Source organism: Clostridium sartagoforme, assembly GCF_039521405.1.
Classification (GTDB): domain Bacteria; phylum Bacillota; class Clostridia; order Clostridiales; family Clostridiaceae; genus Clostridium; species Clostridium sartagoforme.
Genome location: NZ_BAAACH010000011.1, coordinates 228455 through 244506, shown reverse-complemented (window position 1 = coordinate 244506; position 16052 = coordinate 228455). Strand labels below are relative to the sequence as shown.

General features: G+C 28.6%; 7 protein-coding genes, 1 pseudogene and 1 other annotated feature. All 8 genes and pseudogenes read right to left on the bottom strand.

Annotated features, from left to right (window positions below):
* Positions 1–261: 261 nt before the first annotated feature.
* Positions 262–2601, bottom strand: a complete 2340-nt coding sequence (locus ABDZ60_RS04735) for a YhgE/Pip family protein (protein WP_343776453.1) — start codon at positions 2599–2601, stop codon at positions 262–264.
* A gap of 222 nt (positions 2602–2823) precedes the next feature.
* Complete coding sequence (locus ABDZ60_RS04730) at positions 2824–3375, bottom strand: sugar O-acetyltransferase (RefSeq protein ID WP_016205661.1); 552 nt, start codon at positions 3373–3375, stop codon at positions 2824–2826.
* 78 nt (positions 3376–3453) lie between these two features.
* Positions 3454–4026 carry a TetR/AcrR family transcriptional regulator gene (locus ABDZ60_RS04725; protein WP_016205662.1) on the bottom strand — a complete coding sequence of 191 codons (573 nt, stop codon included), beginning with the start codon at positions 4024–4026 and terminating at the stop codon, positions 3454–3456.
* 15 nt (positions 4027–4041) lie between these two features.
* Positions 4042–4494 (bottom strand): methylglyoxal synthase, encoded by a 453-nt coding sequence (locus ABDZ60_RS04720; RefSeq protein ID WP_016205663.1) that lies wholly within the window; start codon positions 4492–4494, stop codon positions 4042–4044.
* Between the two features lie 209 nt (positions 4495–4703).
* Positions 4704–4829 (bottom strand): annotated as a pseudogene (locus tag ABDZ60_RS04715) (CatA-like O-acetyltransferase); the annotation flags it as partial.
* A gap of 6 nt (positions 4830–4835) precedes the next feature.
* Positions 4836–6182, bottom strand: a complete 1347-nt coding sequence (brnQ, locus tag ABDZ60_RS04710) for a branched-chain amino acid transport system II carrier protein (protein ID WP_016205664.1) — start codon at positions 6180–6182, stop codon at positions 4836–4838.
* Between the two features lie 102 nt (positions 6183–6284).
* Positions 6285–6546 (bottom strand) — a binding site (T-box leader).
* Between the two features lie 141 nt (positions 6547–6687).
* Positions 6688–15249, bottom strand: coding sequence for a glycoside hydrolase family 94 protein (locus ABDZ60_RS04705; RefSeq protein ID WP_343776448.1), 8562 nt, complete (start codon positions 15247–15249; stop codon positions 6688–6690).
* 271 nt (positions 15250–15520) lie between these two features.
* Positions 15521–15898 (bottom strand): hypothetical protein, encoded by a 378-nt coding sequence (locus ABDZ60_RS04700; RefSeq protein WP_016205665.1) that lies wholly within the window; start codon positions 15896–15898, stop codon positions 15521–15523.
* Positions 15899–16052: the final 154 nt, after the last annotated feature.

The window sequence follows — 16052 nt, the reverse complement described above, 5'->3', positions numbered from 1 at the left end:
CTAATAATTTACACTTGTGCTTATATTAATTTATATATCTTATATTAATATTATTCAATACTTATTTATAAATAATATAGCAGCTAAATACATTTATCAAGTTACGAAAGTTAATACTAAAATATTTTTTAAAAGAATAAAATTACAAATAATTATCCACGTGATAAACTTTTTATAATTTCTAAATATTAAAAAAGATACTAATAAAACATCATTATGCTTTATTAGTATCTTTTTATTTATATTTCCATCACATTAGTATTAAGCTACTATATCTGATTTTCTTCCTTCTATTTTTTCTGCTATTTTTTCTCCAACATTTTTTAGTGAAACTGAAATAGCTAAAAATACTACTAGTATTACTCCTAGAATTAAGAAATCTTTTCCTACTACACTGCTATTTATTACCTCAGCTGATATTACTTCTCTTAAAGCTTCAACTGCATAAGTAAATGGCATGTATGGATTTAATACTCTAAAGAATTTAGGTACTACTTCTAATGGGAATGTACCTGCACATGCAGTAAGTTGAAGTATTAATAAAACTATACCTAATAGTCTTCCAGCATCCCCTAGTAATGAAATTAAACATTGAATAATTGAAACAAAAACTAATGATAGGAATATATTTGTTCCTATATATGCTGCTGGATTACTTGTTTCTAATCCAAGAATTAGCACTACTATACTTACTAAAATTGCTTGTAAAATTCCTACAAATGCATAAGATAAATATTTAGCCATAACTCTATCGAATTTAGATAAATTTTCTTCTTCTTTCAATTTTGAAGGAATTACAAAGAACATCATTATAGCACCTATCCACAATGAAAGTGGAATAAAGTATGGTGCAAATCCTGTTCCATAGTTCGGAATCTTATTTATTGAATCGAAATTCATATTTATTGGTTCCGAAACAAATTCTCCCATTGTTTCTGATGAATTTTTTAATCCATCTTTCATTTTATCTGCACCTTCATTAAGCTTTGTGCTTAATTCATTACTTCCATCATAAAGTTTTTTAACTCCATCAGTTAATTCTGGAACCTTTGATGCTAATTCTGAAATACCAGAATTTAATGATTTTTGTCCATCTAATAATTTGCTTGAACCATCTTGAAGTTTAACTGATCCATTTGCTAATTCATTTGAACCATTATAAAGTGCTGATATTCCTGAAGTTAATGTTGGAATATTAGATTTTAAAGCACTAGTTCCATCATTTAATGCATTAGCTCCTGCATTTAATTTAGTTAATCCAGTATTTAAATTGCTTGCTCCATCTGATACTGATTTTAATCCTACTCCAAAATCACTAGTTTGAGGATCTAAATTAGTATATAAGCCATTTAATCCTGCATCTAATTTTGAAACTCCAATTGACAATTCTTTCATACTTAAAGTTAAATTAGATACTCCATCTGTTAATTCTTTTATTCTTGGTGCATTTTTTGACGCATCAGCTTGAACTTTTTGAGTTATTTCTAATGCTTGTTGTATTAATAATTTTTTTTCTTCAACAGTAGTCTCACTGTTTGCTGCTTTAGTTAAAAGCTCTTGAACCATATCATTTGCCTTGCTTGAATCTGATACTCCTTTAACTAACTCATTTACGCCTTTATTTAAATCTACTATTCCACCTTGTCCATTTGATAGATTTGAATTTAATAAATTAGCTCCTGCTTTTAGCTCCCCAACAGCTGGATATATTTTCCCTATATAAGCATTATATAAATTTTTATTTCCATCAGCTAGTTGCTTTGAACCTGCTAAGGCTTCAGATGTTCCTGATTTTAATTCATTAGTTCCATTTGCTAAAGCGCTAACTCCACTACTTAATGTTGGAACTTTTTCATATACTTGTCCAAGTCCTGAATTTAGTGCATTTGCTCCATTTATTATTGAGCCTATACCATTGTTTAAAGTTGCTTGCCCATCTAACAATTGAGATGATCCATCACTTAACTTAGTTGCACCTTCTGCTAAGGTTGGGACTTTTTCATTTAAAGTATTTATTCCATCATAAATTTGTTTGCTTCCATCAGCTGCTTGTGTTAATCCATCTTTAGCTTCATATAAACTATCAAAAGCTACTTCAACATAATTTTGTGATATTGTTTTTGTTATTTTGGCATTAAGTTCTTGCTCTACCTTTGAGTTTATTTGTGATGCTAAGAAGTTTTTCTTATCATTTGATATAAAATCAATTTTTGCAACTTTGGGAGCCCCTTCTTTTGCTGCTATAATCTTAGATGAAAAATCTTCTGGAATAACTACTTTTGCATAGTATCCTTTTCCCTCTAAACCATCATTAGCATTTACTTCCGAGGTTATTTCCCATCCAATTTCATGGTTCCCTTTGAGTTCTTCCTCAATATCTTTACCATAGTTTACCTTTGAGCCATCTAAAGTAGCTCCTTCGTCTTTATTTACCACTGCAATGTGGACATCTTCAAGTTTTGCATATGGGTCCCAGAATGCATATAAGTATAATAATGAGTATAATAGCGGTACAATTATAATTGCAATTATCGATACTCGTATGAATCTGTTTTTAAATATGCTCTTGATGTCTTCCCTTGCAATCTTTAGGAAATTCATACAATCACCTTCTGTTTAATTTTTTGTACTGAATAGTCAGTCAATCAGTATGATATATTTATACTACTTTTGTACTAAGTAGTCAATATTATTTTTTTAAATTTTTTTACAAAAAAAACTAGATTAATACTTACATGTATCAATCTAGCTTTTAAAATTAAAAATCAAAACTAAAAAATATTAATTAAAACAAATTTAATTCTAAGTTATCTTAATTTTTAATTACTCTACATTTTTAATTATTCTAGCTGGATTTCCTCCAACTACTACATTATCTGGAATATCTTTTGTAACTACTGAACCTGATGCTATAACTACATTATTTCCTATAGTTACTCCTGGATTTATTGTTGAATGTCCACCAATCCAAACATTATCTCCTATACTAACGCTTTTTCCAAATTCATATTTAAGCCTTTCATTAGGATTTATTGGGTGTGTTGCTGTATAAATATGTACTCCTGGTGCAATAAAACAATTCTTTCCTATTCTTATTTCACACACATCAAGCATTACGCAATCAAAATTAGCATAAAAACCTTCACCAACATGTATATTGTACCCATAATCACATCTAAAATTAGGCTCTACATATAAATTTTCACCTGTTGATCCTAAAAGTTCTTTTAAAATCTTTTTACGTTCATCCAGTTCTGTTTCTATAGTATTATTAAATAATCTAGTTAATTTCCTTGCCTTTAATCTTCCATTTGTTAACTCTTCATCACTTGGATCATATGGTAATCCTTGCATCATTTTTTCTTTTTCTCTCATACTATTCTCCTACAATTTTATTTTTTAATTGTTTTCATCTTGAAATAGATAAATTATATCATTATAATAACGATTTCATTATCTTTTTACGTTTATTCCATATTGAAAATACTTCATAAATTTCTCCACTACCTCTTCATGATTATACTTATCTTCATTTAAAATTTCATAAAGAGCCGAAGAAACTAATACACCTATTAATCCATAACTTAATAATATTGGATCATCATTTTCTATAAAGCCTCCGTCCATAACGGCTTTGAATTTAACTGAACTCTTATCTATAAGAGTTCTTATTTCTTCCCTTAACATATTGTTTCTTTCTCCGGTTCCCCAAAGTTGACTTATTATTACTTTAAATAAATCTTTATTTTCATAAACATATTTAAGTTGAACCTTTGCTGAAACTTTTATTATTTCATATGGATCTGTAACATCTTTGGTTGCTTCTTCTATTTCTTCATTTATAAGATTTATTCCCTCTTTAATTATGAAAATAAAAAGTTCTTCCTTGCTTTTAAAATGATAATATAAGCTTCCCTTTGCTACTCCAGCTCTAGCCACAACATCATCCATTGTTGCTCCTGTATAGCCATAATTTGAAAAAACTTTTATAGCTGATTCAAAAATAGCCTTTTTAGTTTTGTTCATCTAATTTTCACCTTCTTAGAAATTATCTTTTCTTATTCTACCATAATAATCTATCATATTTCTCTCATATTCTTCATTAAATTTATTAGAACTTAAAAGAAAATCTGCTGTAGATTTGCTCATTGCTATCGCTACATCGTACAATACAGCTATTCTTAGCAAAGCTTTAACATCTGGATCATGAGGTTGTGATGTTAATGGATCCCAGAAAAATACCATTAAATCAATTTCTCCATTTACAATAGCGGCTCCAATTTGTTGATCTCCTCCCATTGGTCCACTTTTAAATCCTTGAACCTTTAATCCAGTTTTTTCGCTAATAAGACTAGCAGTTGTACCAGTACCACAAAGTATATGTTTACTTAGCATTTCTTTATTTTCTTCTGCCCATTCAATCAAAGCGGATTTTCTATTGTCATGAGCTATAAGTGCTATTTTTTTTGCTTTACCCATAATATAGTCTCCCATAATGCTCCCCCTAGTTCTTATAAAATATTTATTTTTAAATAAAGTTGTTAATTTTTATATGAATCTTAATATAGTAAGCTTTCTTAAACTAGACTCAAATCATTTATATAACTTTACCTAATACTAAAATTATACATAATTAAATATTAGTTTACAACAATATAAAAATATCGCATATTCATTTCTGATATGCGATATTTAATCAATAACTATTTATCTTTTAGCCATACTTGAAAATTAAATGCTAATTCTTGCATCTCATTAATAAATCTACTAGAATGATATCCATCACAAATAGCATGGTGTGCTTGTATTGATATAGGAATAAACACTTTATCAAATTAATTACTTGCTTTATCACTTAAAACTTTATTAGAGTTAAAACTTTCTTTTGCAAATTTAATACATACACCTAAAATCATTCCTACTATAGCTGGAATTATCCAAGCTAGTCCTTCTTTATAAAAAGGTAGTTTACTAATAAAGCTTGTAACAAATCCTAAAGTCAATCCAACTTGTCCTAAAGCATCGACTACGCTTATTACTCCTGTAAATAATATTGTTAATTTATAAACTACAGAACTTCCTTTAAGTATATTGTCCATCATTGCAAGTATTATAAGCATTATAGCTACTGGATAAATGGCATTTAATACTGGTACTGTTACGCTAAGAATCTTTGTAAGTCCCATGTTTGCAAAAGTCATACTAAATATAGTTAATATTCTTACCCAGTTTTTATATGATATTTTCTCAGTTAATGTCGAGAAATATTGACTACATGAAGTAATAAGTCCAACGCAAGTTGTTAAGCATGCTAATGTAAAGATTAATGCTAATAATATAGCTCCTGGCTTTCCAAATATATATGTTGTGATATTTGTTAAAGTTTGAGCTCCATTTTCAGTTGCTCCAAATCTTCCTCCGCTAGCAGCTCCTAAATGTGCAAGTAAGGCATATATAACAGCTAATAAAATTCCTGCTATTATTCCTGCTTTTATTGATGTATTAACTATTTCTTTTTCATCATTAATTCCTTTAGATTTTATAGCTACTGCAATAACTATTCCAAAATTAAGTGCAGCTATTGTATCCATTGTTAAATATCCATCTAAAAATCCCTTAACGAATGGAGAGGTTGCATAATCTCCTGTTGCTGCTCCGTATCCTCCAATTGGCTTAATTATAGATCCAATTACCATAATTAAAATTAGAATTAATAAAGCAGGAGTTAGTACTTTTCCCATACGATCTACTAACTTACTAGGCGATAATGAAAGCCAATATGCTATTGCAAAAAATATAAATGTATATATAAATAATGCTAATGCTATTGATATATTTTCAGGCAAATATGGTGCTACTGCCATTTCAAATGGTAAACTTCCTGCTCTTGGAATACCTAAGCATGGTCCTATTGATAAATATACTAAAATAGTGAATACTGTGGCAAATAAAGGATTTACCCTTCTTGATAAATTAGTTAAACCTCCAGATTTTGCTACCGCAACAACTCCTAATACAGGAAAACCAACTGCTGTTATAAAAAATGAACTTGTAACTATCCAAGTGTTTTCCCCTGCTGCCTCAGCCATAAAAGGAGGAAAAATTAAATTTCCTGCTCCAAAAAATAAAGAAAAAAGCATCAGTCCTATTAATATTAAATCTCTTTTTGATAATTTCTCCATGTCAAAATCCCCCTAACTATATTCTAATTAATTCTTAATAATCTCACCTTCAATATCCAAATAATCTCCCCCTTTTTAAACAAAAAAAACCGTCCCTTGAAAACAAGGGACGGAAATATCCGCGTTACCACCCTAATTCTATAAAATTAGCTTATTTTTCATAAACCTTTTATAGCACTTAGCTACATATCTATCAATACGCTTATCTTTTAACGGTGAAAGACTCCGTCAATACTTACTACAAATTGTTTCAGTACTGCTTCTCAGAGATGATATTCGGTTAACTTTGAACATTGGCTTTCAGCATACACCAACTCTCTGTTGAACAAATTAATAACTTACTTTTTCTCTTCATAGAATTTTTATTATTATCCATTTATTATTATAATAAGCCCACCTTTTTACAATGTCAATACATTTTTATACATTTAACTATTAACAGTTTAATGAATTTTAAGTTTTGTGCAGCAAAAAATCCATAATTGTTAATTACATTAACTGTTAATTATATTACGACTTCTATATGTAGCTTTCCTTTATCTTTCGGAATTAAATTATCTTTAACTTCTTCTCCATCAATTATAATCTTTTTATGTTCTCCACGCTTAATCTTTATATTGTAATCTTCGTTTTCATTATTAATATTTATTTCATATTCCTTCCAAGTTTCAGGGATACACGGATCTATTTTATATCCTTTACCTTCTATTTTCTTTAAACCTAATATGTCTTCAAGACCAACTTTATACATCCATCCTGATGCTCCTGTGTACCAGCTCCATCCACCTCTTCCGCCATGAGGCTCTTTTATATATACATCTGCAGCCATTACATAGGGTTCTACTTTATAGTTTCTTGCTTCAAGTTCTGTATTTGTATGATTAATTGGATTTATCATATTATAATATTTCCATGCCTTATCTCCTAGACCAAGCTTTGTTAATGCTAATATAACCCATACTGCTGCATGTGTATATTGGCCACCATTTTCTCTAACTCCAGGTACATATCCCTTTATATATCCTGGCTCTAAGGTAGGCGATTTATCAAAAGGTGGTGCTAATAACTTAATAAGACCCTTATCCTTATCTACAAGATATTTATCTACTGCTTCCATGGCTTCTTGTGCTCTAGTAATCTTAGCCGCATTAGAAATTATTGACCAGCTTTGTGCAATAGCATCTATTTTACACTCATCATTTTCTCTTGAGCCTAAAGGCTTTCCATCATCAAAATACGCTCTTCTGTACCAGCCTCCATCCCAAGCATTTTCTTCTAGATTTTCTTGTATAAAGCTTTGGAATGTGCCATATGCATCTTCTTTTTCTTTATCATTCTTATGCTTGCATATTTCCTTAAAGCTATCTAGTATTTTATATAAAAACCAACCTACCCAAATACTTTCTCCTTCTCCCTTGTTTCCAACAGTACTCATTCCATCGTTCCAATCACCACTACCCATAAGAGGAATATTATGTCTTCCAAACTTTAAACCTCTATCTATTGCTTTTAAACAATGTTCATATATGTTTCCCTCCTTATTGGATTGATTTACTATCGTATATCTTTCATCTTCGCCATCTCTTAGTGGTTCATCTTCTAAATAAGGAGCTTTTTCATCTAATATACTATAATCTCCTGTAGATTTTATATATTCAGAAGTTACATATGGCAACCATAACAAATCATCTGAAAATCTTGTTCTTATTCCTGAGTTTATTACTGGATGCCACCAATGTTGTACATCACCTTCAAGGTATTGTCTTGATGCACTCCTTAAAATTTGTTCTCTAGTTATATTAGGATCTAATATTCCTATGGACATAGAGTCTTGAAGTTGATCTCTAAAACCATAGGCTCCGCCACTTTGATAAAATGCTGTTCTTGATAAATATCGACAACTATAGGTTTGATACATAAGCCATCCATTTAACATATAATCCATTGATAAATCTGGTGTCTTTACTTGTATATTTCCTAGGAAATTTGACCAATAATCTTTCACATTTCTTAATTCTTCATCAACATTCTCTATATTACTGTATTTATTTATTTTTTCTTTTATTAATTCTTCACTTTCTTCTTGCCCAAAAATTATTATAATCTCTCTTTCTTCACCAGCTTTTAATTTTATATCTAGCTTAGCTCCTAAACAAGGATCATATATACTTCCACTTAAGTTATCTAAACTATTTTCTAGTAATGCTTTAGGGCTAGATAATTCTCCTCCAACTCCTAAAAAGCTTTTTCTATTACCAGTAAAACTTTGATTTTTATCGCCATTAATAGATAAATAAGCTTTTAATTTCCCAAAATATTTTGAATAAGGATTTTGGCCATATATATATTGGCCTTGGATTGATGTGCTTATGTATTTAGCACTTCCATAATTATATACACCAAGTACTAATTGAGCATAATAGAATATTGATAAATTCTTATCTACATTAGATAAATTCTTAAGAGATACTTTACATAATTTTATCTTTTCTTCCTTAGGACAAAATACTTTCATTTCACTACATATATTGTATGCAGTATGTTTGAAGGTTGAATACCCAAAGCTATGTTCGATTATGTATTCTCCTCCATCTCTTATTGGCATAGGAGTTATTGTAAAGTATGCTCCTATATCATTATCTCTTATATATAAAGCTTCTCCTGTTGGATCACTTACCCAATCATTGCTCCAAGGCGTTATTTTATTTTCCCTACTGTTTCCACACCAGGTATAAGTTGAACCCACCTCGGAAATATGGAATCCAAAATCCTTATTAGAAACTACATTTATCCATGGTGCTGGAGTATTTTCATAATCTTTAAGTCTTATGATATAGCTTTTATCTGATTTTTTAAATCCTCCATATCCATTAAAGAAGTCTAACTCACTAATATCAAAATGATTGTTTCCAATTTCAGTTTTCCTTAATTCTGATGCTTTATTCATATTTTCTTTTTCATGATTACTATGTTTTACTTCTTTTAATACTTCATCTGAATCATTATCGATCTTATTTATTTGTCTATCTACAAAACCCTTTATATAATCACTTTCATTTATATCTACTTTTATTCTATTAATGTGTGATAATTCTTCTTTGTTTCTATATTCATTATACTTATACTCTACTGCTTCCGTTAACTGCTTAGCAAGAGCTCCTTCTTTTGAATTTATATATAGTTTTGAAATACCTATAATAAAATCTCTTATATTATCACTCATTGTAGATTTATTATGAATGAAAATACCTCCTGATTTATTTATATTTTCTCTTGCAACAGAATTTCTAATTGTTGAAATTATATTTTTTTGGAGTGGTTCTTCATAGGATAACTCTTCTTCATTATAAATTACTAAGTCTGTCTTTATCCCTTTATTTCTAAAGTAATAGTGCATATTAATAACTTGCCTTAACAAATCTATATCATCTTCGCTTTCAATAATTAAAAATATTATAGGTAAGTCGCCTGATATTCCATATGACCATAAGTTTTCTTGATTCATTTTAATATTTCTTATGTAATCTTCTCTATTCTTTCTTCCACTATGAAGATATAAAATATAAGATGCTAAACTTTGGTATATATTTGCTTGCGCTGATCTAATTCCAATATGCTTAAGTTCTAACTGATTAGAATAATTATAAGCATCGGCACTCTTTTCTATCTTTGGAACATCTTTATATGATCTTATAAGTTCTAAAATTTCTTCTTTTGATTCTCCAACTCCTGTTAAATAGTAAATTGATTTTTCTTCTCCTGGCTTAAGTGTGATTCTACTTCTTATACTCATTATAGGATCTAATACTGTTCCAACTGTATTTTGAAGTGGGGCATCATTATCCATTACTTCTGGATATCTCAGATTTCTATTTCTTCCTATAAAGTTTAATCTTGATGTTTCGTAAGTTAAATCACCATCTAAATCATGATTTGAAGCTATAGTATGGAATATATAATTAGTAATTGCTCCTTTTGCTCTGGGCCTCCTATTTCCTATCAGACTCTTAGTTTCTTCATTATATTCTGTACTAATAAACAAATTAGAAAAACTTGGGTGAACAGCATCCCCTTCAAAAGATTGAAGAGTTACTTCTAAATAACTTGTTATTTCTAAAGTTCTTAGCTTTTCTCCTGTATTCTTTAATGATAACTTTCTTACTTCTACATTATCTTCAGAAGCTAATGTTACTTCATAATTCGTAGTTATACTTCCATCTTTTCTTTCATACTTTGCTTTATCAAGAGTAAATTCTACTAAATAGTCTTCATTACTTTCCTTGCAAGGCTCATAAGTAGCACTCCAATAATCATTTGAATTTAGATTTTTTATATAAAAGAAAGTTCCACTTGAATCTGAAGTGCTATCTCCCTTCCACCTATATACCGTCATATCATCTTTTTTAGAATATCCACTACCATCATGAGCTATCATAGTTGAATAAGTACCATTAGATAATAATAAAACTTCTTGATCCTCACCTTTATTTCCTTTAAATATTCTAGGAATAAAATCTTCCTTTTCTAACTTTTTATTATTAGCTATACTAATATCTACTTCTCTTTCAAAGGTTATGTTTTCAGGAACTTTTTCTTTTAAAAGAATTTCAGCTGCCTTTATTTCTGGAATATTATGAAATCTTTCTTTTAAAATATCATTATTTAATATATTATCTAAAGCTAAAAGAGACATTCCTAAATGATGAACCATATAACAACGTACTTCTTTTGCTTCTTCCTTTGGTTTTTCATCACTATAATCTATTGCTTCTATAAAACCATATCTACCATAAAACTTCATATCATACAGCTTTTTTAAATTTTTTATTGAAGATTTAGCATCATATGGTAAGGCCATTATTGAAGAGTATGGAGATATAACTACTTCTTGTTCAAGTCCTCTCTTTAAGCCTATTCCAGGTACCCCAAAAGCTTTATATTGATAATTTTGATTTACATCAAATTCATAATAAGCTGATTCTGATATTCCCCATGGTGTATTTTTCTTTTCTCCATAGCCTATTTGGGCACTTACAACTGATGAATATGTCAAATCCCAAATTGTATTTTTAAAACTTTTCATTATTTGAAATGGCATAAAATATTCAAACATAGTACCGCTCCAAGATACTAAAGTTTTATGCCCAAATACCTTGGTCATATTTCTACTTAAATTATACCAATGCTCCTTTGGAATTTCTCCTCTTGCTATTGATAAAAATGATGATATCCTTGCTTCTGAAGCCATTAAATCATAGTAGGAATTTCCTAAGGATTTTTCTTCTACATTGTATCCTATTGCAAAAAGCCCTCTATCTTTGTTATATAAAAATTTGAAGTTCATATCATTCATAATACTGTCTATTTCACATGCAAGAAGCTTAAGTCTTTCATTGAATTCCATAAGCTTACCAATTTTTTTATCTAAAATTATTTGGAATTCTTCTCCTGATGACTTCTTTATATCTTCTAATATATCTATCAATTGTAATAAAGTTGGAGCCTTATAATTTTTAAAGGTATCTATGACTATTTTTTCTATACCATCGAATATAAAATCATAAAAATCTATTTTTGTTTCTATTTCATTTTTTAATTTTTTTATCCAATAATATTCATTATCATTTTTCTTATTATCTTTATCACTTTCAAGTCTATCATTTACTATTTTTAATTCATCTAATAATATATTCTTATATTCTCTTAAATCAATATTATCTGGAAGCCTATCATAAAATTCTTCTTTTTCATCTTTTCTTACTATGTTGTAAGTATCTTTTATAGCTGTTATTTCTTTTTCTCTTATTATTGGGTTATTATTAAACTTTCTTATAACATCTTTAATTATCCAAAGATATCCTAAGAGGTTTCCACTATCTACTGTGGATACATACCTAGGCCAAAGTGCTTCTTTCGTCTTTGTATCATACCAATTTAAATAATGTCCATTAAATTTTTCAAGTCCTCTCATTCCATCTAAAATTGATTCTACTCTATAAATAACTTCACCTATTGATATATACCCTAAATCATAAGCCGTTAAATTAGTAATAAGCCCCATACCGATATTAGTTGGTGATGTTCTGTGTGCCAAACCCTTAAAAGGTTTTTCTTGAAAATTATCTGGAGCTAAATAATTATTTTCTTCATTTATAAAGTCTTCATAATAAGCCCATATTCTTCTACTACTTTCTCTAAGAAATTCTTCATCTTCTAATTCTAATCTATCTTTTATAAGCTTTTCTTCTTGTGATATTCTGCATGCCATTGCTGGTGCTATAGCCCAAAGAATAGAAATTACTATTGTAGCTATTAATATTTCTATAGAATTATCTAAACTAAGTAATAGTACTACTAAAGATACTCCTACTGATATCCACATTTTTTGATAATACCACATATAAGTATTCTTTACTGATTTCTCAACCCTATCAGCAGTTTTCCATTGAAGTAAATTCTTTTTAGATATAGTAAGCCTATAAATTGTTCTAAATATAGCATCAAACATAAGCCAAGCTTGGTATGGAATAAAGCTTAAAATCAATACTATTTGTTTTAATGTTTTAAAAGTTCCCATAATCTTTTTCTTAGGTGTAACAACAAAATCTGTTACTGTAAACATTAATGGAGTTATTAAAGCTAAAAATAACAATATAGATATTTGAACTGCTCCACTTAAAACTGTTAATATAGCTAATAATCCTAATAATAAGCTTGGGGCAAGTAAGCTCCTTCTAAGATTATCTATTATCTTCCACTTAGATATTGCTGATATCTTCTTTGAAAATGCAAAACTTGCTATTTGCCAATCTCCTCTTACCCATCTATGGAGCCTTAAGGCACTAGCTAAATAACTAGATGGATATCCATCTATTACTTCAACATCTGTTATTAATGCACATCTTGTTAAGACTCCCTCTATTAAATCATGTGAAAGGACTTTATTTTCTGGTATTTGATCTTTTAAAATATTATAGAATGAATCTATTTCTATAATCCCCTTACCAGTAAATATTCCTTCTCCAAATAAATCTTGGTATGTATCTGAAGATGCTGTTGAATAAGCATCTACTCCTGCATCTCCTGCAAAAATTTCAGAAAAATATGTTTTATGCTTATCTTCTAGATTAACACTTACCTTTGGTTGCATAATACTATATCCTCTTAATACAGAATTATTTTCTATATAAGGATTATTTAAAACATGGCTCATTGCTGAAATAAGCTTTTTAGCGCTTCCTATTGGTAAAAATGTATCACTATCTAAAGTTATTATGTATTTTGCACTTTTTAAAGAACCTATATCACTACTAATTATATTATAAGTAGTTTCTTCACTACCTCTAATTAAAGCCATAAACTCCATGAGCTTTCCTCTTTTTCTTTCATAGCCCATGTAGACTTTTTCTGATTCGTTATATAATCTCTTTCTGTTAAAGAAGAAAAATCTATCTTCTCCATCTTTTGCATACTTTTTATTCAGCTTATTTACAAATTTTATTCCTTCCTCATTTATTGCATTGTCTTGTGTCTCACTTTCATTATTGCTATCACATAAATCTCCAAGTAAAGCAAAGAAAATATTTTTATCTCTATTGGCTAAGTAATATATTTCTAATTTTTTTAGTAAATCAATTGCAGACTTGCTATTACCTAGTATTGCTGGTATTACTACAATAGTTCTTTCACTTTCAGGTATTCCCTTAGAGTAATCCATCTTAGGTATAAAACTAACAGGCGTAACCTTTGCTATAAACCAGTTTAATAGTGATATTACTACCTCACTAGATGGAACTATCATCAAAATAAATGCCAATATATATTGCCATAAATTAAAGCTTAATGGAATTAGATATGTTAATAGTAAAACTACTAAATCTACTAAAATTGTTCCTAAAAATATAGTTGATAAATAACATCCCCTTGACATCTTCTTATCTATATTTTTAGTTATATTATATCTTTTTAGTATATCTCTTACCCCATCATCTACTAAATAATATCCTATATGTCTTTTATAAAAATCTCTATTTTCTAGATGTAAACTACTAAGTTCTAGAGCTGTCTTTACTAGTTTGAGTTCATCTATATTAGTTTTTCTAGAAATTTCCTCTATTTTATGTCTATAATAATCTTTTGTTTCAAAGTCCATGTCCTCATAAATTTTGGCTGGATCTTGCTTTAATATTCTTTCTACATTTGATGTTTCTGAGAAGAATTCTTTCCAATTTATAGAATCCATTATTCTTAAAGAATTTATAGTTATTCCTATGGATGTAGCAATATTCCCTTCTCTTATATGATCTTTTATTATTTCCTTTTCAAAACTTGTGTTTTCTTTTTCTTTCAATCTATCTAAAGCAAACTTGTATACTCTTTCATCCTCTATTGAATTATCTCTTAAAATACTAAAAAACTTATCTATAAACTCAGGAGAAAACAGTCCATCATGAAGACTCTCGTCATCTCCCATATAGTTATTTTTAGATTCCTCTTTAGACTCTTCAACTTTAATTATAGGATATTTATTTTCCAGCTTAGATAATAAACTATCTATCTTATCATTATTATAAGAATCTATAACTGTATTAGCTAAGTCCTTAGCTCCCAATCTTTGCTTTTGAAGAACTACCATATCATTAGTTATTATTCCTAAATTGATTATTAATGCAATCCTAAGCATTAAAGGAAAAGCCCATAATTCTCCTATTGTAAAACTTTCTCCTTGCTCATTTATAAATTTTACTAATTCATCTTTATCTATTATATTTTGGTTTTTCTCAATATAATTTTTAGCCAATATATAAACCCTTGGATAACTAATATAATCAATTTCTATTGTAGGTAAATTATTAAAATAGTTTATTGGCAAATTAAACTTAATTGTTTTATATTCCTTTTCAATTAAATAAATATTATCAAGCAGCCATTCAGCTGAAGAAATAACATCCTCCCCGTGCTTAATAAGCTTATTTAAATATTTATGATTATTAACAACTCCCTTAAATGCTTCATTAAGCTCTATGAGTATAGTTCTTCTAGTATTATTTAAAACTTCATCTCTCATAAACTTACTCCTCTCCTTATTCTTTAGTTAAGGCATTTTAAAACTCGACTAAGTTTATTATTTACATTATTGAAGAATTTTACTCATAGAAAAATAGTGAAACTAATTCGGACAAGCTGTGTAACAATGAAAATTTGATAATTGATAATTCAGGTTATAATTAGTCTGCGTTGAATTATAAAAATAAAAAATAGAAATTCTTTCGAATTTCTACTTAAATTCTCTAAACTTTATAGAAGTTTATTCTTCAATTATCCATTATTCATTATTTTTATAGTCTATTAAATTGTAAATCAAACTCACCTTCTCCTGAGTTATCAATACTTTCAAATGTCAATGTCCAATCTCCAACTATCTTATCAAAACTTTTTATTTCTTTTAAAGGCTTATCAGATGTAACTTCTTCGCTCCACTGTATATCCCCATTTGGATCTTTAAGCTCAAATTTAACATTCCCCTTAGTAAGAGTTAAATTTATTTCTAACTTCATTCCTTTAAAATTATCTTCAACATTATAAATATAAGTATCTTTTATTTTACTTCCTTGCTCTATAGTATTATGTGCTGAACTTTGATTTCTAACTATACACCCTGTCATTATAAAAAAAATCATCACAACTATAATTGTTAAACGTAAATTTCTTCTCATCTCATTCCCTCCCTAATTTATATTATGACATAAAAATTGGTAAATGCTATATTCAATTATATATAATTCAATCATAAATAACAATCAGAAGGACAATTGAAAAGGAGAGATTCAAACGAATCTCTCCTTAATTTTTTCACTGCAATTTGAAATT

Coding starts and splice junctions, on each gene's coding strand:
- ABDZ60_RS04735 (WP_343776453.1), bottom strand. CDS start 2,601: ATGAATTTCCTAAAGATTGCAAGGGAAGACATCAAGAGCATATTTAAA.
- ABDZ60_RS04730 (WP_016205661.1), bottom strand. CDS start 3,375: ATGAGAGAAAAAGAAAAAATGATGCAAGGATTACCATATGATCCAAGT.
- ABDZ60_RS04725 (WP_016205662.1), bottom strand. CDS start 4,026: ATGAACAAAACTAAAAAGGCTATTTTTGAATCAGCTATAAAAGTTTTT.
- ABDZ60_RS04720 (WP_016205663.1), bottom strand. CDS start 4,494: ATGGGAGACTATATTATGGGTAAAGCAAAAAAAATAGCACTTATAGCT.
- brnQ (WP_016205664.1), bottom strand. CDS start 6,182: ATGGAGAAATTATCAAAAAGAGATTTAATATTAATAGGACTGATGCTT.
- ABDZ60_RS04705 (WP_343776448.1), bottom strand. CDS start 15,249: ATGAGAGATGAAGTTTTAAATAATACTAGAAGAACTATACTCATAGAG.
- ABDZ60_RS04700 (WP_016205665.1), bottom strand. CDS start 15,898: ATGAGAAGAAATTTACGTTTAACAATTATAGTTGTGATGATTTTTTTT.